The sequence below is a fragment of the Massilia sp. WG5 genome (assembly GCF_001412595.2).
GTDB lineage: Bacteria > Pseudomonadota > Gammaproteobacteria > Burkholderiales > Burkholderiaceae_D > Telluria.
In genome coordinates this window covers 5286426-5311192 of record NZ_CP012640.2, presented here as the reverse complement: position 1 = coordinate 5311192, position 24767 = coordinate 5286426, and the positions used below count along the sequence as shown (strand labels likewise).

The window sequence follows — 24767 nt, the reverse complement described above, 5'->3', positions numbered from 1 at the left end:
CTATTTTATTCTGCGGTAAATACGGGCGAGCGAATGCCCAACCTACTGATCGTTTTACCAGCGGGAAGTCTACGACAAATGGCTGAGACAGGGAGGAAATTTGTTCGGCCGCGCCCGCGTTGCGCAGGCGCCGGCCGATGTCGGAAGACGCCGATCAGGCCTTGGCGGCGGTCAGCATGCGCTCGACGTAGCGCGCGATCAGGTCGATCTCGAGGTTGACCCTGGCGCCGGCATGCAGGTGCTTGAGGGTGGTGACGGCGATCGTGTGCGGGATCAGGTTGATCGAGAAGCGGCAGACTTTCGCGCCATTCGCCTCGAGGTCCTCGACGCTGTTGACGGTGAGCGAGACGCCGTTCACCACGATCGAGCCTTTGTAGGCCAGGTATTTGCCCAGCTCCACGGGCGCGTCGATGACCAGCTTGTAGGATTCGCCGACCGGCTCGAAGCTGTGCACGGCGCCGAGGCCGTCGACGTGGCCCGAGACCAGGTGGCCGCCGAGGCGCTCGGCCAGGGTCAGCGCCTTTTCCAGGTTGACTTCGCCCGGCTGGTCGAGACCCGCGGTGCGGTTCAGGCTCTCGCGCGAGACGTCCACCGCGAAGTCGCTGGCGCTCTTCTCGACCACGGTCATGCAGGCGCCGTTGATGGCGATCGAGTCGCCCAGCGCGACGTCGGCCATCGGCAGGCCGCCGGCATCGATCTGCAGGCGCACGCCCGCGAACGAGCCGCCTTCGAGCGGCGTGACCGACTTGATGCTGCCCACGGCAGCGACGATTCCAGTAAACATCCCTATTCCTTTTCTTGATGATGGAAGCGCGCCAGGATGCGCAAGTCGGGGCCGACCTGCTGCACGCCATGGAAGCGCAATGCAAACTTGTCCTGCAGCCTGTCCAGCGGCGGCAGCGCGAACATGCCCTGCCCCGGCCCGATCAGGCTGGGCGCCAGGTAGACCAGCAGCTCGTCGACGCAGGCTTCGCGCACCAGCGAGGCATTCAGCTTGCTGCCCGCCTCGACGTGCAGCTCGTTGATCTCGCGTTTGCCCAGTTCCAGCATCAGGGCCGGCAGGTCGACCTTGCCGGCGTCGTTCGGCAGCAGGATGACTTCGTGGCCGGCTGCGCGCAGCTGCGCCGCCTTGCCTTCGTCGGCCCGGGCCGCGACGATCCAGCACGGCTCGCCCTGCAGGATGCGGGCGCCGGGGTCGATCTCGAGCCGGCTGTCGACGATCACGCGGCGCGGCTGCAGCGGGGTGTCGATGCCGCGAACGCTCAGCTGCGGATCGTCGGCCTTGACGGTGCCGATGCCGGTCAGGATCGCGCTCGCGCGGGCGCGCCACGCATGGCCGTCGGCGCGCGCCTCCGGACCGGTAATCCACTGGCTCTCGCCGGATTCCAGCGCGGTGACGCCGTCCAGGCTGGCGGCCGTCTTGAGGCGCACCCAAGGCTTGCCGAAGCGCATGCGATTGAAGAAGCCGATATTCAGTTCGTAGGCCTGGTCGGCCATCAAGCCGGCGCTGACCGCGATGCCGGCCGCTTCCAGCTGCGCCAGGCCACGCCCGGCCACCAGCGGGTTCGGGTCCGTCATCGACGCCACCACGCGGCCCAGGCCAGCCTGGATCAGGGCGTTCGAGCACGGCGGCGTGCGGCCATGGTGGCTGCAGGGTTCCAGCGTGACGTAGGCGGTGGCGCCGTGGACATCGTTGCCGCGCGCCTGGGCATCGCGCAGGGCCTGGATTTCGGCATGCGCCTGCCCGGCCGGCTGGGTGTGGCCGGCGCCGATCACTTCGCCGTCGCGCACGATCACGCAGCCGATGCGCGGGTTCGGCGCCGTGATGTACATGCCCTTGGCTGCCCACTCCAGGGCCAGCGCCATGCCTTCGGTATCGCTCAGTATCAGCACAATCGATTATCGCTTCGTTCGTTCATGGCGGCGCATTCGCTGGCGGCACAGCAGGACCGTCGCAGCTCGCGTCGCGCGCCGGGTCGCAGCTGCGTGCGCGGCCAAGCATATTGATTTTAATACGGCGGATGCCGCCGCCGTGGAACAGCGACAGCGTGCCGTAGCGCGCCGCCGCGGGATTGCTGTCGCGGCAGCTGCGCCCGGCGCCATTGTAGGCGATATAGTAAGGCGGCGCCTGGCCGGTGAAGGAAAAGCCGACCGTCATGCCCTGCGCCAGCGGGCCGTGCTCGGCCAGGATGGTGTCGCCCGGGCCCGGCCGGCGGTCGCCGTCGCGGTCGAGGAACACGGTCCAGCCGCGGCGCCAGTCGGCCCCGCCCTCGCCCTTCGGCAGCAGCGTGACGACGTCGCCGCGCGCCAGCGCCTGCGCGCGCGCCAGGCCGACGGCGGCGAACAGGTCGCCGGTGGCGGTCTTCAGCTGCTGGGTGCGGACCAGCCCGGCCAATCCGTGGCCGCCCGCCGCCAGCAGCACGCCAAGCACCGCCAGCACGATCAGCAGCTCGACCAGCGAAAAACCGGCGCGCCGCGGCCGCAGGGGCGGAATCCGGCAAGGCGGGACGCTCATGGCCAGCAGCGGCCGGATCCCTCGGCCGCGTGCACCCCATAGCTGTCGAGGCTCAGGGCGCCGCAGTCCGGATCGCGGAAGCGGCTGTCCACCTTGACCGTGCCGGGACGGGCGCGCACCACGACGCAGTCGGCGATGTCCTGCCCGGTGCAGGCATGGGCGTCGAGCTCGTAGGCGCTGGCGCCCGCGGTGGCCGCCGACCACCAGCGAAAGCCCTGGGCATCCTCGGACGAGAACTCGGCATAGCTGTTGTGCTGCAGGCGGTAGCGCTCCTGCTGGTGAATCGCTTCGATCAGGGCGATCTGCGCCTCGGTGCGCCTGGTGCGCACCACATGTCCGGCATAGCTCGGGTAGGCCGTCGCCGCCAGGATCGCCAGGATGACCATCACCACCAGCATTTCGATCAGGGTAAAGCCGCGTTGCATTCGCATCTCCTCGTCGTTTCAGGATGTCCTTCACTTCACGGCCTCGGCATGCAGCCGCGACCAGTTGGCGATCTCGCGCCAGCCGATCCGTCCGGCCGGCAGCTGGGCCGGCGAGGGGGCGGCTTGCGCTCCCGGCGCCGGCGGATCGGGCGCCGGCGGATCGGGCGGCGCCGGCTTCGGCTTGCGGTACACGGACTGCAGCACGACCCGACTCGTTTCGATGCTGCCGAAGCCGATCGCGGTGACCCGGTAGAAGCTGCCGAGCGACTCCCCTGCGCCCGGCGGTGCGATCTTTTCGATCAGGTAGGCGGGCGGATGCGCCGGCAGCAGGCCCTTGCCGACGCCGAAAGCGGCGCCGGTAAAGTATCCGTAAGGCACCAGGGCCGGATGGCCGACCTCCGCCAGGTCGAGCGCCTGCCAGGCCGGCGGCGAGGTCGCGCTGCACAGGCCGCGCGCGGTGCCGCCGCGCCCGCAAGCGTCGACAAAGCCCCCGGCCCCTGCAGCCGTGAACCGGGCAGCGCGGGCAGGATCGACCCCCACCGCGCTGGCGGCGATATCGCGCTCGGCATCACGCAGGCCCGCCTCGGCCGCCTCGAGGGCAAGGCTGCGCTCGCGCTCCGCGCCTGCCGAGGCGATCGAGGCGAACACCGCATTGCAGATCGAGACGCCGAGCAGCATCGTCACCAGCATGATCACCAGCGCGCAGACCAGGGCCGCGCCGCGCTGGCGCGCCCTCACGGGGCCTCCGCCGGCAGCGCCACCGTGGCCGAGAACAGCCGCCGCTCGCGCCGCCGCAGGCTGTCCGGCAAGGCGTCTTCGCGCAGCACCGTGCCCTGGTCGGCGGCGGCGGCGCCGGCCGCGTGCAGCGCGCCGAACAGCTGGAATTCCTGGCTTGCGCTGTCGCGCCGGGTCGGCCGCGCGCCGTGCAGCAGCAGGCCGACGCGCACGCTGACCACGCGCTTCCACCACGTACGGCGATTGAACTCCGCGGGCGCCAGGCCGGCGCCGAGGGCCGCATCCAGCGCCCGGATCGCGTCGGCGTTCACGTAGCGGTTGGCGGCGCCGTCGCGCGGGGTGTCGGTATCGATGCCGTACAGCACCTGGAAGCTGTCGACGCCAGCCACCACCGCGTCCGCGCTCCAGTTGGCGGCGCCGCGGTACTTGCAGCGCAGTTCGGCCTCGCCGGCAGCATTCTTCGCCACATAAAAAATGCTCCAGCCCTCCTCGCCGGCCGCGACGGAAAAGCCGGCGCAGTCGGTCACGCTGCCGTCGCCCGATCCGGCGCCGGCGCCGGGAAAGCGCACCGCCAGCACGTCGCTGCCGTTGGCGACGGCCGCCAGCGGCACGGCGATGCCGGCCGTCGCGCCGCCGAGCGAATGCGCGTCGAGCCCCGCCAGCCGGGCCGGCAGCACGCCAGGCGGCGCCGACAGGTCGAGCTGCATGGGGTCGGCGTGGGCGGCCTGGCGCACCGCGCGGCCGACGATGTCCAGGGCCTCGCGGCCGGCTTCCTCGAGGGCGGCGCTCTCGGCCTGGGCGGCGTAGGCGGCATTGGCCAGCCCCAGCAGCCGGACCGCGGCCAGCACGACCGCCAGGCCGATGGCGATCGCCACCATCATCTCGGGCAGGGTCAGGCCGGCCTGGCGCAGCCGTGGGTGCAGCCTTGGATGCAGATGCGGCGGACGGCTCATGGCGCCCCCGCCCCGAGCGTCAGGAACACGGCCGGCGCATCCGGATCGTCCGGCCTGGTGCGCCAGCCCAGCTTGATCGTGACCGGGGCGCCAGGGTCGTCGCTGCAGGTCCAGGCCAGCACGCCCGCCGCGTCCGTCTGCTGGGCGTCGCGGCAGACCCGCATGCGTCCGCGCGGAAAGCGGCTGGCCAGCAGGGCCGCGGTTTCGGCCAGGTCGAAGCCCGCCAGCTGGGCCGGCGCGCAGTCGGCGTCGCCGTAGCAGGGATCGGCCGCGGCGACGGGTGCGCCGGCCCCGGCATCGAACTGGAGATAGGGATTGGCGGCATCGGGCAGCGCCATCGCGGCCGGATTCGCGCGCATGCGCTGGGCCAGCGAAGCGGCCAGCCGCATGCCGTCGGACAGGTGCGCCGTCTCGCTCGCGACACGCACGGCCACCGCCTGCACGGCCGCGGCCCCGGCAACGCCGAGCGCGACAATGAACAGGGCCACCAGCACCTCCGGCAAGGTGAAGCCGGCAACGGCGGGATGGGCACGGCGGCCGCGCATACGGCACCTCCAGTCTCGGTTCAGGAGACCAGAAGTTATCAGGCGAGCTCAGGCCGGCCGTGGCGGCCGCTCAAGCTTGCAAACGGAACTTTAATTGGAGGGGGTTTTCGCGCCCGGCCCGACTTCGGCGATCGCTTCCTGGAACTCGGCCAGGTCTTCGAAGTTCTTGTAGACCGAGGCGAAGCGGATGTAGGCGATCTTGTCGAGACGCTTGAGTTCCTGCATCACGAGTTCGCCGACGTAGACGCTGTCGACCTCGCGGCGGCCGCTGGTGAGCAGCTTTTCCTCGATCGAGGAAATGGCGGCGTCGATGGCGCCGGCGGCCACGGGACGCTTGCGCAGGGCCAGCATCAGGCTGCCGCGCAGCTTGCTCGACTCGAATTCGGTGCGGCTGCCGTTCTTCTTGACGATGATCGGCATCGACAGTTCGACCCGTTCGTAGGTCGTGAAGCGCTTGTCGCACTGGGCGCAGCGGCGCCGGCGGCGGATAGCGTCCCCCTCCTCGGATACGCGGGTATCGAGGACCTGGGTGTCTTCATGCTGACAGAAGGGACATTTCATGGCTGCCGGGCTGCTGCGCGTGTCGCTTTATGCTGCGTAGACCGGGTACTTGTCGGTCAGCTTCTTGACTTCCGCCTTGACGCGCTCGATGGTCGCGGCGTCATGCGGGTTGTCCAGCACGTCGGCGATCAGGTGGCCGACCTTGGTCGCGTCCTCTTCCTTGAAGCCGCGGGTGGTGAAGGCCGGGCTGCCGAGGCGGATGCCGGAAGTCACGAAGGGCTTCTGCGGGTCGTTCGGGATGCCGTTCTTGTTGCAGGTCATGTGTGCCTGGCCCAGGATGGCTTCCGCTTCCTTGCCGGTCAGTCCTTTCGAACGCAGGTCGACCAGCATCACGTGCGACTCGGTACGGCCGGATACGATGCGCAGGCCGCGCGCGATCAGGGTCTCGGCCAGGGCCTTGGCGTTCTTCACCACCTGCTGCTGGTAGTCCTTGAATTCCGGCGACAGCGCTTCCTTGAAGGCGACCGCCTTGCCGGCGATCACGTGCATCAGCGGACCGCCCTGGATGCCCGGGAAGATCGCCGAGTTGATGGCCTTCTCGTGCTCGGCCTTCATCAGGATGATGCCGCCGCGCGGGCCGCGCAGCGACTTGTGGGTGGTCGAGGTGACGAAGTCGGCGTACGGCACCGGATTCGGGTACTCGCCCGCGGCGATCAGGCCGGCGTAGTGGGCCATGTCGACCATGAAGTAGGCGCCGATTTCCTTGGCGATGCGGGCGAAGCGCTCGAAGTCGATGCGCAGCGCGAAGGCGGAGGCGCCGGCGATGATCAGCTTCGGCTTGTGCTCGCGCGCCAGGCGTTCCATCTGCTCGTAGTCGATGTCTTCCTGCTCGGTCAGGCCATAGGAGATGACGTTGAACCATTTACCCGACATGTTCAGGGCCATGCCGTGGGTCAAGTGGCCGCCTTCGGCCAGCGACATGCCCATGATGGTGTCGCCCGGCTTCAGCATGGCGAAGAACACGCCCTGGTTGGCCTGCGAGCCCGAGTTCGGCTGCACGTTGGCGGCTTCGGCGCCGAACAGCTGCTTGACGCGGTCGATCGCCAGCTGCTCGGCGATATCGACGTATTCGCAGCCGCCGTAATAGCGCTTGCCCGGGTAGCCTTCGGCATACTTGTTGGTCAGCTGGGAGCCCTGCGCCTGCATCACGGCCGGCGACGTATAGTTCTCCGACGCGATCAGCTCGATGTGGTCTTGCTGGCGGGTGTTTTCCTTCTGGATCGCATCCCACAGTTCCGGGTCGACGTTGGCGAGCGTGTGATCTTTTGCAAACATGAAAAAACTCCAATCGATAAGAGTACCAGGCAACAGGCAGCGCTGAATAAGGCGGGAGCCGGGACATAGGCAGCCGCGATACGAACCGTACCAGTCGGAGGCTGCCCAGGCGAACGGCAAAACGACATCTCACGCTCCACGGTGGATCTCCACCTTCACCGCCGGCAGGCGGTTTTCGCCAGTTACGTGAGACGTAAATGGAACTCCCGATTGTAAGTGAAGTCACGCCTCGCTTGCAAGAAAGCCGATGACCGTCTTGCAAGGCGGCCGCCGGGGGGCAAGCCATCCCGGCATGATCATTTCGGCTACAATCTCGCAGTTCAATCATCCACCAACCCGGGATCCAACATGATCGTATTCATTACCGGCGCATCGGCCGGCTTCGGCGCCGCGATGGCGCGCACTTTCGTCAAGAACGGCCACCAGGTGGTGCTGGCCGCGCGCCGCAAGGAGCGCCTGGAATCCCTGGCGCGCGAGCTGGGCGAATCCGCGCTGCCGGTCGCGATGGACGTGACCGACAAGGCCTCGATCGAGGAAGCGCTGTCGATGCTGCCGCAATCCTGGCGCCAGATCGACGTCCTGATCAACAACGCCGGCCTGGCCCTGAATACCAAGCCGGCCCACGAAGTCCCGCTGGAAGACTGGGACACGATGATCGACACCAACGTCAAGGGCCTGGTCACCATGACCCACGCCCTGCTGCCCTCGATGGTCCAGCGCGGCAGCGGCCTGGTCATCAACCTCGGCTCGGTCGCCGGCCACTACCCCTACCCGGGCGGCAATGTGTACGGCGCCACCAAGGCTTTCGTCGAGCAGTTCACGCTGAACCTGCGCGCCGACCTGGTCGGCACCGGCGTGCGCGCCACCAACCTGGCGCCCGGCCTGTGCGGCGGCACCGAGTTCTCGAACGTGCGCTTCAAGGGCGACGACGCGGCCGCCGCCAAGGTCTACGAAGGTACGCAGCCGCTGACGGCCGAAGACATCGCCGCGACCGCCTACTGGATCGCCACCCTGCCGCCGCACGTCAACGTCAACCTGATCGAGATGATGCCGACCTGCCAGGGCTTCGCGCCCTTCACGATCAAGCGGGGCCAGAATTGACAATTCTCAAACCGGGGTCAGACTCCCGATTTGGGAAATTGCCCAAATCAGGAGTCTGACCCCGGTTTGCGTTGCATCACGAATGTATCCGTAGCGACGCGGGTTGTGAGAAAGTGTTACAGTTATTGGCTAAGTATGCATGCCTCAAGTCTACTAATGCCCATTTGTTAACGGCCCTGCCATTAGGCCGGAATGCGTTTCGACTGCATATGTTCGGCACCGTACATATGGAGGATGAAAATCGCGTAGAATGTTTCCCATTTTCATTTATGGCAGCTGAAATGCCTTCAGTTTTCACCTGGACGGTACGGGTCTATTACGAAGACACCGACGCCGGCGGCATCGTGTACTACGCCAATTACCTGAAGTTCTTCGAACGCGCCCGCACCGAATGGCTGCGTTCGCTCGGCATTCAGCAGCAAGCCCTGCTCGACCAGGAAAGCGCCGCCTTCGTGGTGCGCAGTGCCACCGTCGAGTACCTGTCGTCCGCGCGCCTGGACGATGAATTGACGCTGCGCCTCAGCGTTGAAAAGCTGGGCCGCGCTTCGGTCCAGTTTGCGCAGCAGGCCTTCCACGGCGACACCCTGCTGTCGACCGCCAACGTGAAAGTTGGCTGCGTTGATGCGAAAACAATGCGCCCACGCCCCCTTCCCGACGCCGCCGCTGTTAAAATGCGTGCCGCCTAGAAAACATTTGACCAAATCTACTGATGAACGCAGTCCAAGACCTCTCCTTCATTGAACTGATCGCCAACGCGCACGTCCTCGTCAAGCTGATCATGGCGCTGCTGTTCGCGGTCTCGCTGATGAGCTGGACCTACATCTTCCGCAAACTGTTCGCGATCCGCGCGGCGCGCCGCCAGACCGAGCAGTTCGAACGCAGCTTCTGGGCCGGCGGCAACCTGCACACCCTGCACCAGAGCGCCAGCGCCCAGCGCGACCAGAGCGGTCCGCTGGCCCGCATCTTCGAAGCCGGCATGGGCGAGTTCATCAAGGGCAAGCAGGCTTCGCGCGACGCGCTCGACGTCGGCGCCGTGCTGGACGGCGCCCGCCGCGCGATGCGCGCCGCCTTCCACCGCGAACTCGATTCGCTCGACACGCACCTGAACTTCCTGGCCTCGGTCGGTTCGGTCTCGCCCTATATCGGCCTGCTCGGCACCGTGTGGGGCATCATGAACGCCTTCCGCGGCCTCGCCAACGTGCAGCAGGCAACGCTGGCCACCGTCGCTCCCGGCATCGCCGAAGCGCTGATCGCCACCGCGATCGGCCTGTTCGCTGCGATCCCGGCCGTGGTCGCGTACAACCGCTTCACCCACGATATCGACCGTCTCGCGATCCGCTTCGAAAGCTTCGTCGAGGAGTTCTCGAACATCCTGCAGCGCCAGTCGCGCTGATTGCTTCGGGATATTGAGGAAAGCTCATGGCATTCAACAGCAATATGCGGAGCAGCCGCCGCAAGCTGAAATCCGAGATCAACGTCGTGCCGTACATCGACGTGATGCTGGTGCTGCTCATCATCTTCATGGCGGTGCCGCCGACGCAGAACCCCAGCGAGATCAAGCTGCCCAGCGCCGAGCGTTCGACCCAGCCGCCGGACGACTACATCCAGATCGCGGTGAAGCAGAACGCCCAGCTGCAGATCGGCGTCACCGGCAAGCAGGCGCGCGCCCTCGAGGATGTGTCCAGCCGCTCGGCCCTGATCGAGCGCCTGCGCGCGATCCACGCCGAGCATCCGGACTACCCGGTGATGATCTCGGGCGACCGCGAAAGCAAGTATGACGATGTGATCCAGATGATCTCGGAAGCCAAGAAGATGGGCATCAACCGGGTCGGCCTGGCCACCAAGTAAAGAACGAAGAAGAGTTGATGTCGGCCACGAAGAACAACAGCAATGGCATGGATGGCACGCGCTACCGGGTGCCGCCCGAACCGAACCGCTGGCCCGCGATCGGCCTGGCGGTGGGCGTGCACGCCCTGCTGCTGGCCTTCCTGGTGATCGGCATTAACTGGACCAACAACCAGCCGGTGGCGGTCGAGGCCGAAGTCTGGGACACGACCGTGCAGACCGCCGCCCCGCCCGCGCCGACGCCGCCGCCCGCGCCCGAACCGGAGCCGCAACCGCAGCCGGAAACGCCGCCGCCGACGCCGCGCGTGGCCGAGCCGCCGCCGCCGGTTGAACAGCCGGCGCCGCCGAAGCAGCCCGACATCGCACTGGAACGCGAGAGGAAGCGCAAGGAAGAACTGAAGCGCAAGGAAGAACAGCGGATCGAGCACGAGCAGGAGCTCGCCCAGCAACGCGCACAGGAAAAGAAAGACAAGGCGCTGGCCGACAAGAAGGCGCGTGAAGAGCAGGCGCGCGAGGAAAAAGCGCGCGAAGAAGCCGAAAAGAAAGAGCTGGCGAAGAAAGAAGAGCTCGAGAAGAAGAAGGCGGAAAAGGAAAAGGCCGCCAAGGAAAAGGCTGAGAAGCTCGCCAAGGAAAAGGCTGAAAAAGAAAAGGCCGACAAGCTGGCCAAGCAGTCGCGCGACCAGGAAATGAAGCGCCTGATGTCCGGCGCCGGCAACCCGTCCAGCAGCGGCAGCGCCGAGAAATCGACCGCGCCGCGCATCGACAAGGGTTACGCCGCCAGCATCGCGGCGAAGATCAAGGGCAATACGACCTACCCGGGCAGCACCGACGTGCCCGGCAATCCGGAAGTCGTCTTCCAGGTCGAGCAGCTGCCGACCGGCGAGATCCTTTCGGTACGCAAGACCAAGAGCAGCGGCATTCCGGCTTTCGACGATGCCGTGGAACGGGGTATTAACAAATCGTCACCGCTTCCGAAGAAGAAAGATGGTACGGTAGAGCGATCTCTTCCTGTCAGTTTCAAGCTGAAAGACCTGAACTGATCGGCTCGACCACAACCTTAGCTGAGACATTTATGAAGAAACTACATTCCCTGCTGTTTTCGGCCACCCTGCTGATGGGTGTGGCCGCGCACGCCCAGGTGCGTGTCGAAATCGCCGGCGTGAGCGGCACCCAGATCCCCGTCGCCGTGGCCGCCTTCGCGGACGAATCGGTGGCGCCGGAACAGGTTTCGAGCATCATTCGCGCCGACCTCGAGCGTAGCGGCGTGTTCAAGGTGATCGATGCGCGCCAGACCATCTCCGACAGCGCCGGCGTCGACCTCGGCGCCTTCAAGGCCAGCGGCGCCGACGCGCTGGTGGTCGGCTCGGTCAGCCGCATGCCCGACGGCCGCCTGCAGGTCCGCTACAAGCTGCTCGACACCGTCAAGCAGACCCAGCTCTCGCAGCTGTCGGACGCCGTCGGCGCGCGCAACACCCGCCTGGAAGCCCACCGCATCGCCGACGACATCTACGAAAAGCTGACCGGCGTGCGCGGCATCTTCTCGACCCGCATCTCCTACGTGAAGGTCAACAACAGCGGCGGCAACCACGCTTACGAGCTGGTGGTGGCCGATGCCGACGGCGAGAACGAACAGGTCGCCGCCTATGGCCGCGAAGCGATCATTTCGCCGGCCTGGTCGCCGGACGGCACCAAGGTCGCCTATGTCTCGTTCGAGAAGCGCAAGCCGATCGTCTACATCCAGAATTTGGTGACCGGCCAGCGCGCCGTCATTTCGAATGAAAAAGGCAGCAATTCGGCGCCCTCGTGGTCGCCGGACGGGACCAAGGTGGCCGTGTCGCTGTCGAAGACCGGCAATACCCAGATCTATATCGTGAATGCCGACGGCAGCGGCCTGCGCCGCGTGTCGAACAGCAATGGCATCGATACCGAGGCGCAGTTCTCGGCAGATGGCCAGAGCATTTATTTCGTCAGCGACCGCAGCGGCGGCCCGCAAATCTACAAGATGAGCGTGAACGGTGGCCCGGCCACCCGCGTCACGTTCAAAGGCAGCTATAACATCTCTCCTCGCGTATCCCCGGACGGCAAGACGCTGGCGTGGATCTCGCAGCGCGACGGAGGTTTTCTCCTGTATGCGATGGACCTGGCCAGCGGCCAGGAACAGCGCCTGGCCGATGGGGCCACTGAACCGAGTTTTTCGCCGAACGGCAAATACATTATGTATGCCACCAAGGGCGGCGGGCGTGCCTCGCTGGCCGTCGTGTCAGTTGATGGGCGCGTTAAACAGCGTTTGTCGACCCAGGCGGGAAACATCAAGGAGCCCAGCTGGGGCCCCTTTATGAAGTAAATATTTTTTGACCAGGAGAAAACCCATGCGCAACATTAAAACTGTAGCCTTCATCGCTTCGGCCGCCGCCCTGCTGTCGGCCTGCTCGTCGACCAAACTGCAAGAAACCCCGGTCGTCGAAAAGACCCCGGTTGCCCAGGCAGCCCCGGCCGACACCAGCCGTGACATCCGTCCGGTCGAGACCGGCACCGTCGATCCGCTGAACGACCCGAAAGGCGTTCTGGCAAACCGCAGCGTCTACTTCGACTTCGACAGCTACGTCGTGCGCGACGACGGCAAGCCGGTCGTCGAGAACCACTCGGCTTACCTGACCAAGCACAAAGAGCGTAAAGTGCTGATCCAAGGTAACACCGACGAGCGCGGCGGCACCGAGTACAACCTGGCCCTGGGCCAGAAGCGCGCCGAAGCCGTGCGCAAGTCGATGGCCGCCCTGGGCGTGTCGGACAACCAGATGGAAGCCGTGTCGCTGGGCGAAGAAAAGCCGAAGGCAACCGGCAGCAACGAAGCGGCTTGGGCTGAAAACCGCCGCGCCGACATCGTCTATCAATAATCCGGACGCTGTAGGAGCTGTCGCGAACAGCTCGGCGCCCCCGGCTGATTGACAGCGGGGCGGGATGCAGTGCAGACTGCTTCCCGCCCCGTTTTGCTTAGAAAGAGTCAGACAAAATGATCAAACCGTCCCAGTCCCGCCTTGCGGCCATCGCCCTCGCCTTCGCCGCCTGGCTGCCCCTGCACGCGAGCGCCGGCCTGCTCGACGACGATGAAGCGCGCCGCGCCATCCTCGACCTGCGCGCCAAATTCGATGCGCTGTCGCGCGACGTCAACACGCGCCTCGACACCAAATCGGACAAGAACGCCACCCTCGAAATGCTGAACCAGCAAGAGCAGACGATGCAGGAAATCGCCCGCCTGCGCGGCCAGCTCGAAGTGCTGGCGAACCAGATCGCGACTGCGCAGAAGAGCCAGAAGGACCTGTACGCCGACCTCGATGCCCGCATCCGCAAGCTCGAGCCGCACCAGGAAACCATCGACGGCCAGACCGCCGAGGTGATGCCGGGCGAGAAAAAGTCTTACGACACCGCGATGGAACTGTTCAAGTCGGGCGACTACAAGGCCGCCGCCGGCGCGCTGCAGGATTTCGTGCGCCGCTTCCCGACCTCGGCCTACGCCGCCAACGCCCAGTACTGGCTCGGCAACGCCTACTACGCCCAGCGCGACTACAAGAACGCGATCGCAGCCCAGGAAGCGGTGGTCTCGAACTACGGCACCAGCAGCAAGGCGCCGGACGCGATGCTCAACATCGCCAGCAACTACATCGAGCTGAAGGACAAGAAGAACGCCAAGAAGGTGCTGCAGCAGCTGGTCTCGAAGTTCCCGGACACCTCGGCCGCCGCCACCGCCAAGGACCGCCTGGCCGCGCTGAAGTAAGCTCGCTCATGTGCGTTTGACAGCCCGGCAGATTGAACTTATAATCTTGCTTCTTTCGGGTCGTTAGCTCAGTTGGTAGAGCAGCGGACTTTTAATCCGTTGGTCGCTGGTTCGAGCCCAGCACGGCCTACCAGAATTAGCAGCAGCAATGAAGGCGTTACGAGCGATCGTGACGCCTTTTTTGTTGGCGCTAGCTCACCAGCATCTTCAAAGCCCCGATCCCATCCGGATCGCGCTTCAGCATGGCCGCCGCACGCCGGATCTTCTGGTAATAGATGCCGTTCCGGACACCGCGATAATCCTTGTACGCTTCCGCGACCGGATCGGCGCAGCCTTCGCGCCTGGCCTTGTCGATCAGCGCCTGCAGGTAGCGGGTGCCGCTGCGGATATTGGTCGCCTCGTCGATGAAGGCGGGGCTGGCGTGGAAGGCGTCCGCTTCACGGTACAGTTCGGCCTCGGGGCGGCGCGCGGCCGGCGGCCTGGCCAGCTCGTCGAGGCGGAACAGCTCGCGGTTCGCGATCTTCAGCAGCTGCATCAGGCCGCGTGCGCTGCTGCCCTCCGCTTCGGCAGCCTTGTCGAAGCGCGATTCCATATAGATCTGGCAGACGATCATGTCGGTGCTCAGGCAGGACTGGTTGTTCTCTTCGACCAGCTTGCGGATCGCGCGCAGGCGCGCGCGCTGCTCATCCGGCGACGCGGCCGGGCCCGTTCCTGGGCCCGCTCCCGGGGCCGAGCCCCGCTCCGCGCTGGGGACAGCCTGCTTGTCCATGTCGGCTCCTTGCACACTTGGCAGCCTCATCTTCCTGCCGCTCGGCCGGGCGGCCCTTGAGTTCGCTCAGGCGCATGCACGATGGGTAGGCGGCGCGTGCACAAGCAGAATTGCTCAACGTCAACAGACCCAAGAATTCCCATCCGTTCATTTCCTAAAGGAATATTCTTAGCAAGCTCACACCGTGTTCGACCTTCCTGTCGGGTAAGATCCGATCAGTGCTCCACTCAACCATTCAGCCGCCATGCCCCTCGACCTCTCAGACACCCTCGTCGTCGGCATCTCCGCCACCGCCCTGTTCGACCTGGCCGAAGCGGACGCCGTCTTTAAAGCCAAGTACGCGAAGAACCCGCAAAGCGCGCTCGAGGAGTACCGCGCCTACATGCTGGAACGCGAAAACGAGCCCTTGCGCGATGGCACCGGCATGCCGCTGGTGCGCGCCCTGCTCGGCCTGAACCGCTTCGCGCCGTCCGAATCCAGGCCGCTGGTCGAAGTCGTGGTCATGTCGCGCAACAGCCCCGAGACCGGGGTGCGGGTCTTCAACAACATCCGCTCGCGCGGCCTGGCCATCTCGCGCCATGCCTTTACCGGCGGGCAGTCGGTGGTCGATTACCTGGACGCCTTCGCGGTCGACCTGTTCCTGACCACCAACGTCGAAGACGCCCAGCGCATCATCGACGCCCAGGCCTGCGCCGCCGCCGTGCTGAAGCCGCCGCCGAGCACGGGCGAGGCGCCGCTCGAAGACCAGGTGCGCATCGCCTTCGACGGCGACGCCGTGCTGTTCGACGATTCAAGCGAACTGGTCTACAAGACCGAGGGCCTGGGCCGCTTCCACACGGTCGAGGACGAAAAGCAGAACGAACCGATGAAGGACGGGCCGTATGCGATCCTGCTGCGCAAGCTGGCCAGGCTGCAGCAAAGCCTGCCCTTCGGCGCGGATACCTCACCGGTGCGCATCGCCATCGTCACCGCACGCAGCGCGCCGGCCGAGATGCGGGTCATCAATACCCTGCGCCACTGGGGGGTCTATGTGAACGAGATCTTCTTCCTCGGCGGCGTGCCCAAGTCGAAGGTGGTGAAGGCTTTCCGCGCCCATATCTTCTTCGACGACCAGGACCTGCACCTCGATCCGGTCGCCAAGCATGTGCCGTCCGGCCGCGTGCCCTACCGCTCGGACTCCCCGCTGTTCACCCCGCCGCTGGGCATCGAACTGGCCGACGAGCCGCCGCTGCTGGTCGAAAAGCTCGAAACCAACTGATCCCGCCGCGCAAGCCGCAACGGGCGCCGCCACCGGGCGCCCGCCCTCCCCGCCGCACCACTCCCTGCCGGAAGCGCCCATGAAAAGACGCCGCCGTCGTGCACGGTATGCATGAAAGCCTATAAAATGCGTCTGTTATATTTCCTGAACGCATATGCGACCTCAGGCACCGCACGGATAAAACCATGAGCATCCAACTGATCCTGAACCTGGCCATCGCCCTTGCCGTCTGCGCCCTGCTGTTTGTCTTCCAGCAGCGCCATGTCTCCTTCACCAAGCGGGTCTTCACCGGCCTGGGTCTGGGCGTGCTGCTGGGCGCCGGCTTCCAGGCGGTCTACGGCCTTGGCTCCCCGGTCATCGCCGACACCAACGCCTGGCTCGACGTGATCGGCAGCGGCTACGTGAAGCTGCTGCAGATGATCATCATCCCGCTGATCATGGTCTCGATCATCCAGGCCATCCTGAAGCTGCGCGACGCCTCTTCGCTGGGCAAGATCAGCGCGCTCACGATCGGCACCCTGATGCTTACCACGGCCATCGCCGCCAGCATCGGCATCCTGATGGCCAAGCTGTACGGCCTGTCCGCGGTCGGCCTGACCTCGAGCGCGGCCGAAGTCGCGCGCGGCGCCTACCTCGAAGGCAAGCTGGCGACCGCCCAGCAGCTCTCGCTGCCGAATACCATCCTCTCCTTCATCCCGGAAAATCCCTTCCTCGACATGACCGGGGCGCGCAACACCTCGACCATCGCCGTGGTGCTGTTCTCGATCTTCATCGGCGTCGCCGCCACCGGGATCGCCGGCAAGAAGCCGGACGTGTTCGAATCCTTCAGCCATTTCGTGCACGTCGCCCACGTGATCGTGATGCGCATGGTGACCATGGTGCTGCGCCTGACGCCGTTCGGTGTGTTCGCCCTGATCACCCAGGTGCTCGCCAAGTCCAGCCTGCAGGACATCCTGAACCTGATCGGCTTCGTGATGGCCTCGTACAGCGCGTTGATCGTGATGTTCGTCGTGCACCTGGCGATCGTGTCCGGCCTCGGCCTGAATCCGGCGCGCTACGTGAAGAAGATCTTCCCGGTGCTGGTGTTCGCCTTCACTTCGCGCACCTCGGCCGGCAGCATTCCGATGAACGTGCAGACCCAGACCGCGCGCCTCGGCACGCCCGAGGGCATCGCCAATTTCGCCGCCTCCTTCGGTTCGATGATGGGCCAGAACGGCTGCGCCGGCATCTACCCGGCCATGCTGGCGGTGATGATCGCCCCGACCGTCGGCATCGACCCGTACACCAGCGCCTTCCTGCTGCCGCTGATCGGCATCGTCACCATCGGTTCGGTGGGCGTGGCCGGGGTCGGCGGCGGCGCCACCTTCGCCGCCCTGATCGTGCTGTCGGCGCTGAACCTGCCGGTGGCGCTGGCCGGCCTGCTGATCTCGATCGAACCGCTGATCGACATGGGCCGCACCGCCCTCAACGTCAGCGGCTCCATCACCGCCGGCACCGTGGCCAGCCGCGTGCTCGGCCAGACCGACATGCGCGTCTTCAACAGCGACGCCGCCATCAACCTGGACGGCGACGAACAGGTCGCCTGACACTCCCGCTCCCGCGCGCCAGTCCCAGGGCCAGCCCGGCCGCCAGCAGCGCGGCCAGCGGCGGCGGCGCTGCGGGCGCCGCTGGCGGCCCGATCGCCTGGCCGGGCGCCGCATCGATCGGCACGGCCAGCGCCGCAAGCGCAAACAAGGACAGCCAATATCGGGAACGACGCATGCGGGCCTCAGCCGGTGAAGGAAAAGCCGGAGTATGAGGCGGCTCCGATGCGCCCGACATGAGCGTGCTCAGCTTACCTAAGGATGACACGCCGGTCCGCCCTCTTCTCTTGACTGCGAAAAACACCCTGCCAGCAAGCCCCGGCGCGCTCCGTTATCGAAAAGTATCGTGCGCGAACGTCCCGAAGAATCCGTCTATGATGCCCTCATGTCAAAATCACAAACAGGCAGGTGATGGACCAAAAGTGGCCTCAGGAAATCTGGCTAGTCAGGCATGGACAGAGCGCGGGCAACGTGGCGCGCGATGCCGCCGAGGCAGCGGCCGGCTTGCATATCGATATCGCCGAGCGCGATGTCGACGTGCCCCTTTCCGATCTCGGCAGGCAGCAGTCGCAGGCGCTGGGCGCCTGGTTCGCGGCCCTGCCCGCGCACGAGCAGCCGAACGTGGTGCTGTACTCGCCGTATGTGCGCGCAGTCCAGACCGCACAGCTCCTGATGCAGCGCCTCGAGCGCGAGGAACTGGTCGCCGTGCATGCCGACGAACGCCTGCGTGAAAAGGAATTCGGCATCCTCGACCGCCTGACCGTGCGCGGCATCGCCGAACAGTTTCCCGACCTGTACGAACAGCGCCGCCACGTTGGCAAGTTCTATTTCCGTCCGCCCGGCGGCGAGAGCTGGTGCGACGTCATCCTGCGCCTGCGCAGCGTACTCGACACCCTGACCCGCGAGTACTGCCGCGAGCGCGTGCTGATCGTCGGCCACCAGGTCATCGTCAACTGCTTCCGCTACCTGCTGGAGCGCATGGACGAGGCCACCATCCTGGAGCAGGATCGCCTGGGCGATGTGCCGAACTGCTCGGTCACCTCCTATTCCTTCGATCCGTCGCTAGGCAAGCGCGGCAAGCTTGCAGTGCGGCTGGTCAATTTCGTCGCACCACTCGAAGACACCGGCACACCCGTTACCACCGGCAAGGATGTGCCGACGGCGGCCAAGGCCTGAGGCCCAATTCACCATGACGCTGCACACCCACGCCCGTCCGCGCGATCTCGATGCACCCCTGCTGCGGACCTGGCCGCTGCCGATGCCGTCGGGCGAAGCCGACAAGGAAGAACGCGGCCACGTACTGGTCCTCGGCGGTTCGCGCGAGATGCCGGGCGCCGTGATCCTGGCCGCCGTCGCCGCCCTGCGCGCCGGCGCCGGCAAGCTCACGGTCGCCACCGGCAACAGCGTGGCCCAGCTGGTCGCGCTGGCGATTCCCGAATCGCGCGTGCTCGGCCTGGCCGAAAACGAGGCCGGCGGCTTCACCGACGAGGCCGTGGCCGCGCTCGATCCGCTGGCCGACCGCATCAACGCCATCCTGATCGGCCCCGGCATGCAGGACGAGGAAGCGACCGCGCGCCTGGTGCACGCACTGCTGCCGCGCCTGCTCGGCACCGATACCCGCGTCATGCTGGACGCGAATGCGATGGGCGCGATCCTGCATCCGCCGGGCGGCGTCAACCCACCCTTCCGCTTCGGCGTTCCGGTACTGGTAACGCCGCACGCGGGCGAGATGGCGCACCTGACCGGCATCGCCAAGGAAGACATCGCAGGCGGCGCCGACCGCATCGCGCTCGAGGCGGCGCAGCGCTGGAATGCGGTGGTCGCACTGAAGGGCGCGCGCACCGTGATCGCCACGCCGCAGGGCGAGCGCTGGCAGCATGAAGGCGGCAACGTCGGGCTGGCAACCTCGGGCTCGGGCGACGTACTGGCGGGCATCGTCGCCGGACTGGCGGCGCGCGGCGCCGACCTGGCCCAGGCCGTGGCCTGGGGCGTGGTGCTGCATGCGCAGGCGGGCGAGCGCCTCGCGCTGCGTCTCGGAAAAATCGGATATCTGGCGCGGGAACTGTCGGACGAAGTCCCCTCGCTGCTGGAACAAGCCGCCGCCGAACCGGCCGACGCGGCGCAACGACCATCCGGCAACTTCGCCGGGGGACTAAGGGCTGAACCTTAGTGTTCGGCTCTTATCTGAAAGAAGTGTGCAATTCGGCGAACTGGCTAGAACCATGCAGGACTGCCGGAGTCGAATTCGTACACCACACGGGGCCGCGTATTGCGTCGGTTCCCTGATGGTTCCATGACTGGGCCGACAGGTCCTGTAGGAACTAACCTGGCGTCGTCGACCCTCCAGCGCCTCACCTGGAGACGGCGGCAAAAAATAGACGTGAACGAGGAGTAAAAAAATGAAAGCTCTTAACAACGCATCGAAAATTTTGTTTGCCGCAGCCCTGATGGCAAGCCTGGCGGCTTGCAAGAAAAACGACACCACCAGCACGACCGGCACCGGCGACACGTCGGCCACCGCGCCGAGCAGCACTTCGGGCACCAGCGGCACCGGCAGCACTGGCGCAGCAGGTAGCACCGCCACCGGCACCGGCGCAACCGGCACCACCGGCGATACCGGCACTGGCGCCACCGGCACCGGCACCACGGGCACCGGCAGCATGGGCACCGGCACTACCGGCACGGGCGCAACCGGCACCGGCACCACCGGCGATACCGGCACCGGCGCGACCGGCACCGGCACCACGGGTACCGGCACCACCAGCGGCGGCACCGGCACCAGCGGCGGTACCAGCGGCCATTGATCGGCCACCAGCGGCCACGCGCCGCCATGATGCATCGGCAAGGGGTCCGGATGGGCCCTTTGCACCGGCTCTGCCAGCCCTTCCCGGCTGGCATGGTTTTTATGCGAAAAAAAAGGCCTGCGCGAGCAGGCCTTTCTCATTGGGCGGCGGCGCCGCTCAGGCAGTCACGGGGCCCCGGCGGCCGGTCGCGAAGCGGCCCGCCTTGACGATCATGCGGAACACGAAGCGCACCAGCACGATGGTGAGGATCGCTTCCACGAAGGTCATCACGAAAGCCGGCAGCACCGAGAAGCGCGCCACGCGGCGGTGGAACTTGGCGGCCATGCGGTCACGGGCGATCTCGATGCTGTCGTAGAAGGTCGGCACGACCAGCAGGGTCAGCATCGTCGAAGTGATCGTGCCGCCGATGATGGAGATGGCCAGCGGCTGATAGAACTCGCCCGAGTCTCCCAGGGCCAGCGCCACCGGCAGCATGCCGGCGATCAGCGCGAAGGTCGTCATCAGGATCGGACGCAGGCGCGCGCGGCCGGCGGCCATCAGCGCCTCTTCGCGGTCCATGCCCTCGGCTTCCCGCGAACGCGCCGCATCCAGCAGCAGGATCGCGTTCTTGGCTACCAGGCCCATCAGCATGATGATGCCGATGAAGCTCATCATGTTCAGGGTGCCCCCGGTCAGGATCAGCGCCAGCACCACGCCGATCAGCGACAGCGGCAGCGACATCATCACGCCCAGCGGCGCGGTGAAGGAGCCGAACTGCATCACCAGGATCAGGTACATCAGACCGATGCCGGAGATCAGGCCGATGCCCAGGTTGGTGAACACCTCGTTCATGACCTTGCTCTGGCCGCCCACCGCCAGGCCGTAGCCCGGCGGGAAGTCCATCGACTTGGCCAGCTTCATCGCGTCCGCCATCACTTCGCCGTTCGAGCGGCCCTGGGCGTTGGCGGTGACGGTGACCACGCGCTTGCCGTCACGGTGCGAAATAGCTGCCGGTCCCTTGCCCATCGTGATCTTCGCGATCTGGTCGAGCGGCACCATCATGTTCGTACCCGCGACCGGAATCGGCAGGCGCTCGATGTTGTCGGTGCCGACCCGGTCGCTCGGGTGCAGGCGCACCGCCACATCGCGGCTCTGGCCGGTCGGGTCGACCCAGTCGCCCACCTCGATGCCGGCGAAGGCCACGCGCAGCGCGCTGGCGGCGTCGCCCACCGCGATGCCCATCGAGTTGGCCAGGCCGCGGTCCATCTCGATCTGCAGCTCGTCCTTCGGATCCTGCTGCGACAGGGTGACGTCGACCGCGCCCGGCACCTGGCGCAGCTTTTCCATGTAGCGCGAGGTCATTTCCATCAGCTTGCGCGAGTCGGGGCCGGTGAAGTCGATCGACACCGGCTTGCCGTTGCCGCTCAGGTCATCCATCACGACATATTCGGCGCCCACCAGGCGGCTGATCTTTTCACGCAGGGCGATCGCAACCTCGGCCGCGCTGCGCTTGCGTTCGCGGCGCTTGCCGATGTCGACGTAGATCGAGCCGCCGTTCACGTTGATCGAGCTGTTGGTATCCTTGGTCTCCGGCAAGGTGCGCGCGATCGCCGCCGCCTCTTCCATCTTCAGGCGCGCATAGTCGACCGAGGACGAGGCCGGGGTACGGACTTCGATCTTGATCTGGCCCTGGTCCATCTTCGGCTGGAAGGCCACGCCGCCCTTCCACATGTGCAGGCCGATGGCGCCGGCCAGCGCCAGCAGCGCGATGAATGCCATCCAGCGGCGGTGATGCAGGGCCCAGGCGATGACGTTGCCGTAGCGGTCGGCCTGGTGGTCGAACCAGGTGTTGAACTTCGCCAGGTATTTTTCCAGGCCTTTTTTCGGCGCATGGTGGTGGCCCGGTGGGTCGCCCCAGAAGGCCGACATCATCGGGTCGAGCGTGAACGAGATCAGCAGCGACACCGCGACCGAGCAGGTCACGGTCAGCGCGAACGGACGGAACCATTCGCCGGCGATGCCGCCCATGAAGGCGACCGGGATGAACACGGCCATGATCGAGAAGGTCGTCGAGGCGACGGCCATGCCGATCTCGGCGGTGCCGTTCAGGGCCGCGGTGCGGCGGTCCTCGCCGCTCTCCATATGGCGTACGATGTTTTCGCGCACCACGATGGCATCGTCGATCAGTACACCGATCGCCAGCGAGAGCCCGAGCAGGGTCATGAAGTTGAGCGTGAAGCCGCACAGCCAGACTGCGATGAAGGCCGCCAGCACCGAGGTCGGCAGCGACAACGCGGTGATCAGGGTCGAGCGCCACGAGTTCAGGAAGGCGTACACCACGAAGATGGTCAGCACCGCGCCGAACACCAGCGATTCGATCACGTTGTTCAGGCTGTCCTGGGCCGACTCGCCGCCGTCCCAGGTCACTTCCAGCTTGGTGCCGGCCGGTAGTTCCTTGCGGACCTCGGCGATCATCTCGTTGACCCGCTTGGCGATCGCCACGGTGGAGGCTTCGCGTGAGCGCACGATCGAGATGCCGACGTCGGGCTTGCCGCTGCGTACCGACATGCTGTCGATGTCGGCGAAGCCGTCCTTGATGTCGGCCACCTGGTTCAGGCGCACCACGGTGTCGCCGTTGCGCTTGACCACCACCTGCGAGAAGTCATCGGGCCGTTCGATGCGGCCGACCAGGCGGATGCCCTTCTCTTCCAGCGGGCCGCGCACCTTGCCCACCGGGGCGTTGGTGTTCTGGCGCGACAGCGCGTTGGTCACGTCGCTGACGGACACGTTGTATTCGCGCAGCTTCTCCGCGTGCAGCAGCACCGACAGTTCGCGCTTGAGCGAACCGCCGACCTGCACGTCGGCCACGCCGTCGATGCCGCGGAAGCGGTCGGCCAGCACGTCCTCGGCCAGGCGCGACAGCTCGGCGTGGCTCTGGGTGGTCGAGTTCAGCGACAGGTTCATGATCGGCTGCGCCGACGGATCGACCCGCCGCAGCACCGGCTCGCGCATCTCGATCGGCAGCTTGTAGCGCACCGCGGCGATCGCGTTGCGCACGTCGTCCGATGCTTCGATGAGGTTACGCTTGAAGTCGAACTGCAGCACGATGGTCGCGCTGCCCTCGTTGGCGTAGGCGCGCGCCTCGGTCACGCCGCTGATCGCCTGCATCTGCTTTTCGAGGCGGTTGACGATCTCCCGCTCGCTGGTCTCGGGCGAGGCGCCGGGATACGGAACCGTCACCACCAGGATCGGGATCTGCACGTCCGGCTCGTTGTTCACGCGCAGCTTGGACAGGGCATACAGGCCCATGGCCATCATCGCGATGATCAGCACGATCGTGGCGACCGGCTTCTTGACGCTGAAATTGGAAAGGAACATGGCCGGGTATCCTTATTTGCCCTGGGCTTCGCCGTTGCCGGCGCTCGCCACCCTGGCGGCCGCCAGCTCGACCTTCTGGCCGTCCTTCAGGTTGGCGCTCGGGTGGCGCAGCACGGTGTCGCCGACCGCCAGGCCGCCCTTGATCTCGAAGTTGCCGGTGCGCGGATCGCGCGCGCCCACCGCCAGGTCGGCCTTGGCCAGGGCGTTGCCCTTGACCTTCCAGGCAAAGGTCTTGTCGCCGGCCTTGACCAGCGCCGCTTCCGGCAGGGTCAGGGCGTCGCTCACCTCGGCATCGATGCGGCCCTCGGCATACAGGCCGGCCACGCGCGGCTGGGCCGCGCCCTGGAAGCCGACCAGCACCTCGACCTGGCGGGTGACGTCGTTGGCGGCCGGATCGATGCGGCGGACGATGCCGGCGAACTGCTGCTCGCCATAGCCGTTGATGCGGAACATGACCGGCTGGCCGACCTTCACGGCAGCGATCTTGTCGGCCGAGACGCGGCCTTCGAAGCGCATGCTGGTCGGGTCGATCACTTTCAGCAATTCCTTGCCGATGGCGGCGGTGTCGCCGGCCGAAACCTTGCGGTCGGAAACGATGCCGTCGAAGGGAGCGCGGACCACGGTGCGGCCGACCTGCTGGCGCGCCGCCACCAGGCGCGCCCTGGCGGCCGAGACTTCGCTCTGGGCGCTGTTGCGGCGCACCTCGGCGTCGTCGAGGGCCTGGGCCGAGGCCATGCCGGAAGCGCGCAGGGTCTTCAGGCGCTCCAGCGCGCGGGTCGACTGGTCGAAGGCCTGGTCGGCGGCGCGCGCCGAGGCTTCGGCCGACATCAGGCTGTCGCGGATCGAGGTCTCGTCGAGCTTGACCAGCACGTCGCCGCGCTTGACCGGCTCGCCGTTCTCCTTCAGCACCTGCAGGACGACGGCCGAGACTTCGGCGCGCAGGTCGGCCTTGCGTTCGGGCTGGATCGAGCCGGTGATCACGGGTCCCGACGCCAGCGCATTGCTCTGCACCGTCAGCACGTCTTCCGACGACACCAGCAGCTGGACGGCCTTGCCATCCTTTGCGGCGCCGGCCTGCGCGGTGGCAGTCGCCGGCTTGGCGGGTTCCTTGGATTTACCACAGGCAGCAAGCGCCGAGGCAATGGCAAGGACGAGTAGGGTTTTGCGCAGCATTCGTGGATCTCCCGGTGGACTCGTTATTTGTAAGTATAGGAATAGTAAAAACCAGCGCGCAGTATCAATGAGGCCGCCAGCCCAGTCAATCGAGGA

Annotated in this window: 26 protein-coding genes, 1 tRNA gene and 1 riboswitch; of the genes, 14 read left to right on the top strand and 13 right to left on the bottom strand. The window is 66.3% G+C overall.

Features of this window, described 5'->3' with window-relative positions; genetic code table 11:
* Positions 1-154 precede the first annotated feature (154 nt).
* From AM586_RS23690 to glyA, 9 genes are all read right to left on the bottom strand, one after another.
* Complete coding sequence (locus AM586_RS23690) at positions 155-784, bottom strand: riboflavin synthase (RefSeq protein ID WP_047822991.1); 630 nt, start codon at positions 782-784, stop codon at positions 155-157.
* A gap of 2 nt (positions 785-786) precedes the next feature.
* Positions 787-1866 (bottom strand): bifunctional diaminohydroxyphosphoribosylaminopyrimidine deaminase/5-amino-6-(5-phosphoribosylamino)uracil reductase RibD, encoded by a 1080-nt coding sequence (gene ribD / locus AM586_RS23685; RefSeq protein WP_197416387.1) that lies wholly within the window; start codon positions 1864-1866, stop codon positions 787-789.
* Between the two features lie 49 nt (positions 1867-1915).
* Entirely contained in the window at positions 1916-2515 is a 600-nt protein-coding gene (locus AM586_RS23680; protein WP_047822995.1) for a GspH/FimT family pseudopilin, read from the bottom strand.
* The gene (locus tag AM586_RS23675; protein WP_229411062.1) at positions 2512-2940 is read right to left on the bottom strand and encodes a type IV pilin protein; all 429 of its coding nucleotides are present in this window, start codon (positions 2938-2940) and stop codon (positions 2512-2514) included. The genes AM586_RS23680 and AM586_RS23675 overlap by 4 nt, the downstream gene beginning before the upstream one ends.
* 30 nt (positions 2941-2970) lie before the next feature.
* Positions 2971-3678, bottom strand: coding sequence for a PilX N-terminal domain-containing pilus assembly protein (locus AM586_RS23670; protein WP_052233346.1), 708 nt, complete (start codon positions 3676-3678; stop codon positions 2971-2973).
* Entirely contained in the window at positions 3675-4628 is a 954-nt protein-coding gene (locus AM586_RS23665; protein WP_047823000.1) for a PilW family protein, read from the bottom strand. The genes AM586_RS23670 and AM586_RS23665 overlap by 4 nt, the downstream gene beginning before the upstream one ends.
* Complete coding sequence (gene pilV / locus AM586_RS23660; RefSeq protein WP_047823001.1) at positions 4625-5173, bottom strand: type IV pilus modification protein PilV; 549 nt, start codon at positions 5171-5173, stop codon at positions 4625-4627. Before pilV ends, AM586_RS23665 begins: the two co-directional genes overlap by 4 nt.
* Positions 5174-5263: 90 nt before the next feature.
* Positions 5264-5734, bottom strand: a complete 471-nt coding sequence (gene nrdR / locus AM586_RS23655) for a transcriptional regulator NrdR (RefSeq protein WP_047823003.1) — start codon at positions 5732-5734, stop codon at positions 5264-5266.
* A gap of 27 nt (positions 5735-5761) precedes the next feature.
* Positions 5762-7009 carry a serine hydroxymethyltransferase gene (gene glyA, locus AM586_RS23650; RefSeq protein WP_047823005.1) on the bottom strand — a complete coding sequence of 416 codons (1248 nt, stop codon included), beginning with the start codon at positions 7007-7009 and terminating at the stop codon, positions 5762-5764.
* Positions 7010-7105: 96 nt separating this feature from the next.
* A riboswitch (ZMP/ZTP riboswitch) is annotated at positions 7106-7205 on the bottom strand.
* Positions 7206-7357: 152 nt separating this feature from the next.
* On the opposite strand from glyA, the gene AM586_RS23645 reads away from it, so the two are divergent.
* From AM586_RS23645 to AM586_RS23605, 9 genes are all read left to right on the top strand, one after another.
* Positions 7358-8110 carry an SDR family oxidoreductase gene (locus AM586_RS23645; protein WP_047823007.1) on the top strand — a complete coding sequence of 251 codons (753 nt, stop codon included), beginning with the start codon at positions 7358-7360 and terminating at the stop codon, positions 8108-8110.
* 281 nt (positions 8111-8391) lie between these two features.
* Positions 8392-8796: a tol-pal system-associated acyl-CoA thioesterase gene (gene ybgC, locus AM586_RS23640; RefSeq protein WP_047823009.1), complete on the top strand. Its 405-nt coding sequence runs from the start codon at positions 8392-8394 to the stop codon at positions 8794-8796.
* 23 nt (positions 8797-8819) lie between these two features.
* On the top strand, positions 8820-9503 hold the full coding sequence (gene tolQ / locus AM586_RS23635; protein ID WP_047823011.1) for a protein TolQ: 684 nt from the start codon (positions 8820-8822) through the stop codon (positions 9501-9503).
* 26 nt (positions 9504-9529) lie between these two features.
* Positions 9530-9958, top strand: coding sequence for a biopolymer transporter ExbD (locus AM586_RS23630; protein ID WP_047823013.1), 429 nt, complete (start codon positions 9530-9532; stop codon positions 9956-9958).
* Positions 9959-9975: 17 nt separating this feature from the next.
* The gene (gene tolA / locus AM586_RS23625; protein ID WP_047823179.1) at positions 9976-10995 is read left to right on the top strand and encodes a cell envelope integrity protein TolA; all 1020 of its coding nucleotides are present in this window, start codon (positions 9976-9978) and stop codon (positions 10993-10995) included.
* Between the two features lie 32 nt (positions 10996-11027).
* On the top strand, positions 11028-12299 hold the full coding sequence (tolB, locus tag AM586_RS23620; RefSeq protein ID WP_047823014.1) for a Tol-Pal system beta propeller repeat protein TolB: 1272 nt from the start codon (positions 11028-11030) through the stop codon (positions 12297-12299).
* Positions 12300-12324: 25 nt separating this feature from the next.
* Complete coding sequence (gene pal / locus AM586_RS23615; RefSeq protein WP_047823016.1) at positions 12325-12849, top strand: peptidoglycan-associated lipoprotein Pal; 525 nt, start codon at positions 12325-12327, stop codon at positions 12847-12849.
* 116 nt (positions 12850-12965) lie between these two features.
* Positions 12966-13727 carry a tol-pal system protein YbgF gene (gene ybgF / locus AM586_RS23610; protein ID WP_047823018.1) on the top strand — a complete coding sequence of 254 codons (762 nt, stop codon included), beginning with the start codon at positions 12966-12968 and terminating at the stop codon, positions 13725-13727.
* 57 nt (positions 13728-13784) lie between these two features.
* Positions 13785-13860: transfer RNA gene (locus AM586_RS23605), tRNA-Lys, on the top strand.
* Between the two features lie 57 nt (positions 13861-13917).
* Here the strand turns inward: AM586_RS23605 and AM586_RS23600 are convergent.
* Positions 13918-14496: a hypothetical protein gene (locus AM586_RS23600; RefSeq protein ID WP_052233347.1), complete on the bottom strand. Its 579-nt coding sequence runs from the start codon at positions 14494-14496 to the stop codon at positions 13918-13920.
* A 244-nt stretch (positions 14497-14740) separates the two neighbouring features.
* On the opposite strand from AM586_RS23600, the gene AM586_RS23595 reads away from it, so the two are divergent.
* Together AM586_RS23595 and AM586_RS23590 are read left to right on the top strand one after the other, a co-directional pair.
* The gene (locus AM586_RS23595; protein ID WP_047823020.1) at positions 14741-15754 is read left to right on the top strand and encodes a 5'-nucleotidase; all 1014 of its coding nucleotides are present in this window, start codon (positions 14741-14743) and stop codon (positions 15752-15754) included.
* A 185-nt stretch (positions 15755-15939) separates the two neighbouring features.
* Positions 15940-17340, top strand: a complete 1401-nt coding sequence (locus tag AM586_RS23590) for an L-cystine transporter (protein WP_047823022.1) — start codon at positions 15940-15942, stop codon at positions 17338-17340.
* On the opposite strand, the gene AM586_RS28370 is transcribed toward AM586_RS23590, so the two are convergent.
* The gene (locus AM586_RS28370; RefSeq protein ID WP_156328109.1) at positions 17309-17515 is read right to left on the bottom strand and encodes a hypothetical protein; all 207 of its coding nucleotides are present in this window, start codon (positions 17513-17515) and stop codon (positions 17309-17311) included. The two genes, AM586_RS23590 and AM586_RS28370, sit on opposite strands and share 32 nt — an antisense overlap.
* A gap of 233 nt (positions 17516-17748) precedes the next feature.
* On the opposite strand from AM586_RS28370, the gene AM586_RS23585 reads away from it, so the two are divergent.
* The 3 genes from AM586_RS23585 to AM586_RS28365 all read left to right on the top strand — a co-directional run bounded on the left by AM586_RS23585 (position 17749) and on the right by AM586_RS28365 (position 20141).
* Entirely contained in the window at positions 17749-18513 is a 765-nt protein-coding gene (locus AM586_RS23585; protein ID WP_047823024.1) for a histidine phosphatase family protein, read from the top strand.
* A gap of 13 nt (positions 18514-18526) precedes the next feature.
* Complete coding sequence (locus AM586_RS23580; RefSeq protein ID WP_082439497.1) at positions 18527-19507, top strand: NAD(P)H-hydrate dehydratase; 981 nt, start codon at positions 18527-18529, stop codon at positions 19505-19507.
* 229 nt (positions 19508-19736) lie between these two features.
* On the top strand, positions 19737-20141 hold the full coding sequence (locus AM586_RS28365; RefSeq protein WP_047823026.1) for a hypothetical protein: 405 nt from the start codon (positions 19737-19739) through the stop codon (positions 20139-20141).
* A gap of 156 nt (positions 20142-20297) precedes the next feature.
* Here AM586_RS28365 and AM586_RS23570 read toward each other — a convergent pair whose 3' ends face one another.
* Positions 20298-23498 (bottom strand): efflux RND transporter permease subunit, encoded by a 3201-nt coding sequence (locus AM586_RS23570; RefSeq protein ID WP_047823028.1) that lies wholly within the window; start codon positions 23496-23498, stop codon positions 20298-20300.
* 12 nt (positions 23499-23510) lie between these two features.
* Positions 23511-24671: an efflux RND transporter periplasmic adaptor subunit gene (locus AM586_RS23565; RefSeq protein ID WP_047823030.1), complete on the bottom strand. Its 1161-nt coding sequence runs from the start codon at positions 24669-24671 to the stop codon at positions 23511-23513.
* Positions 24672-24767 lie beyond the last annotated feature (96 nt).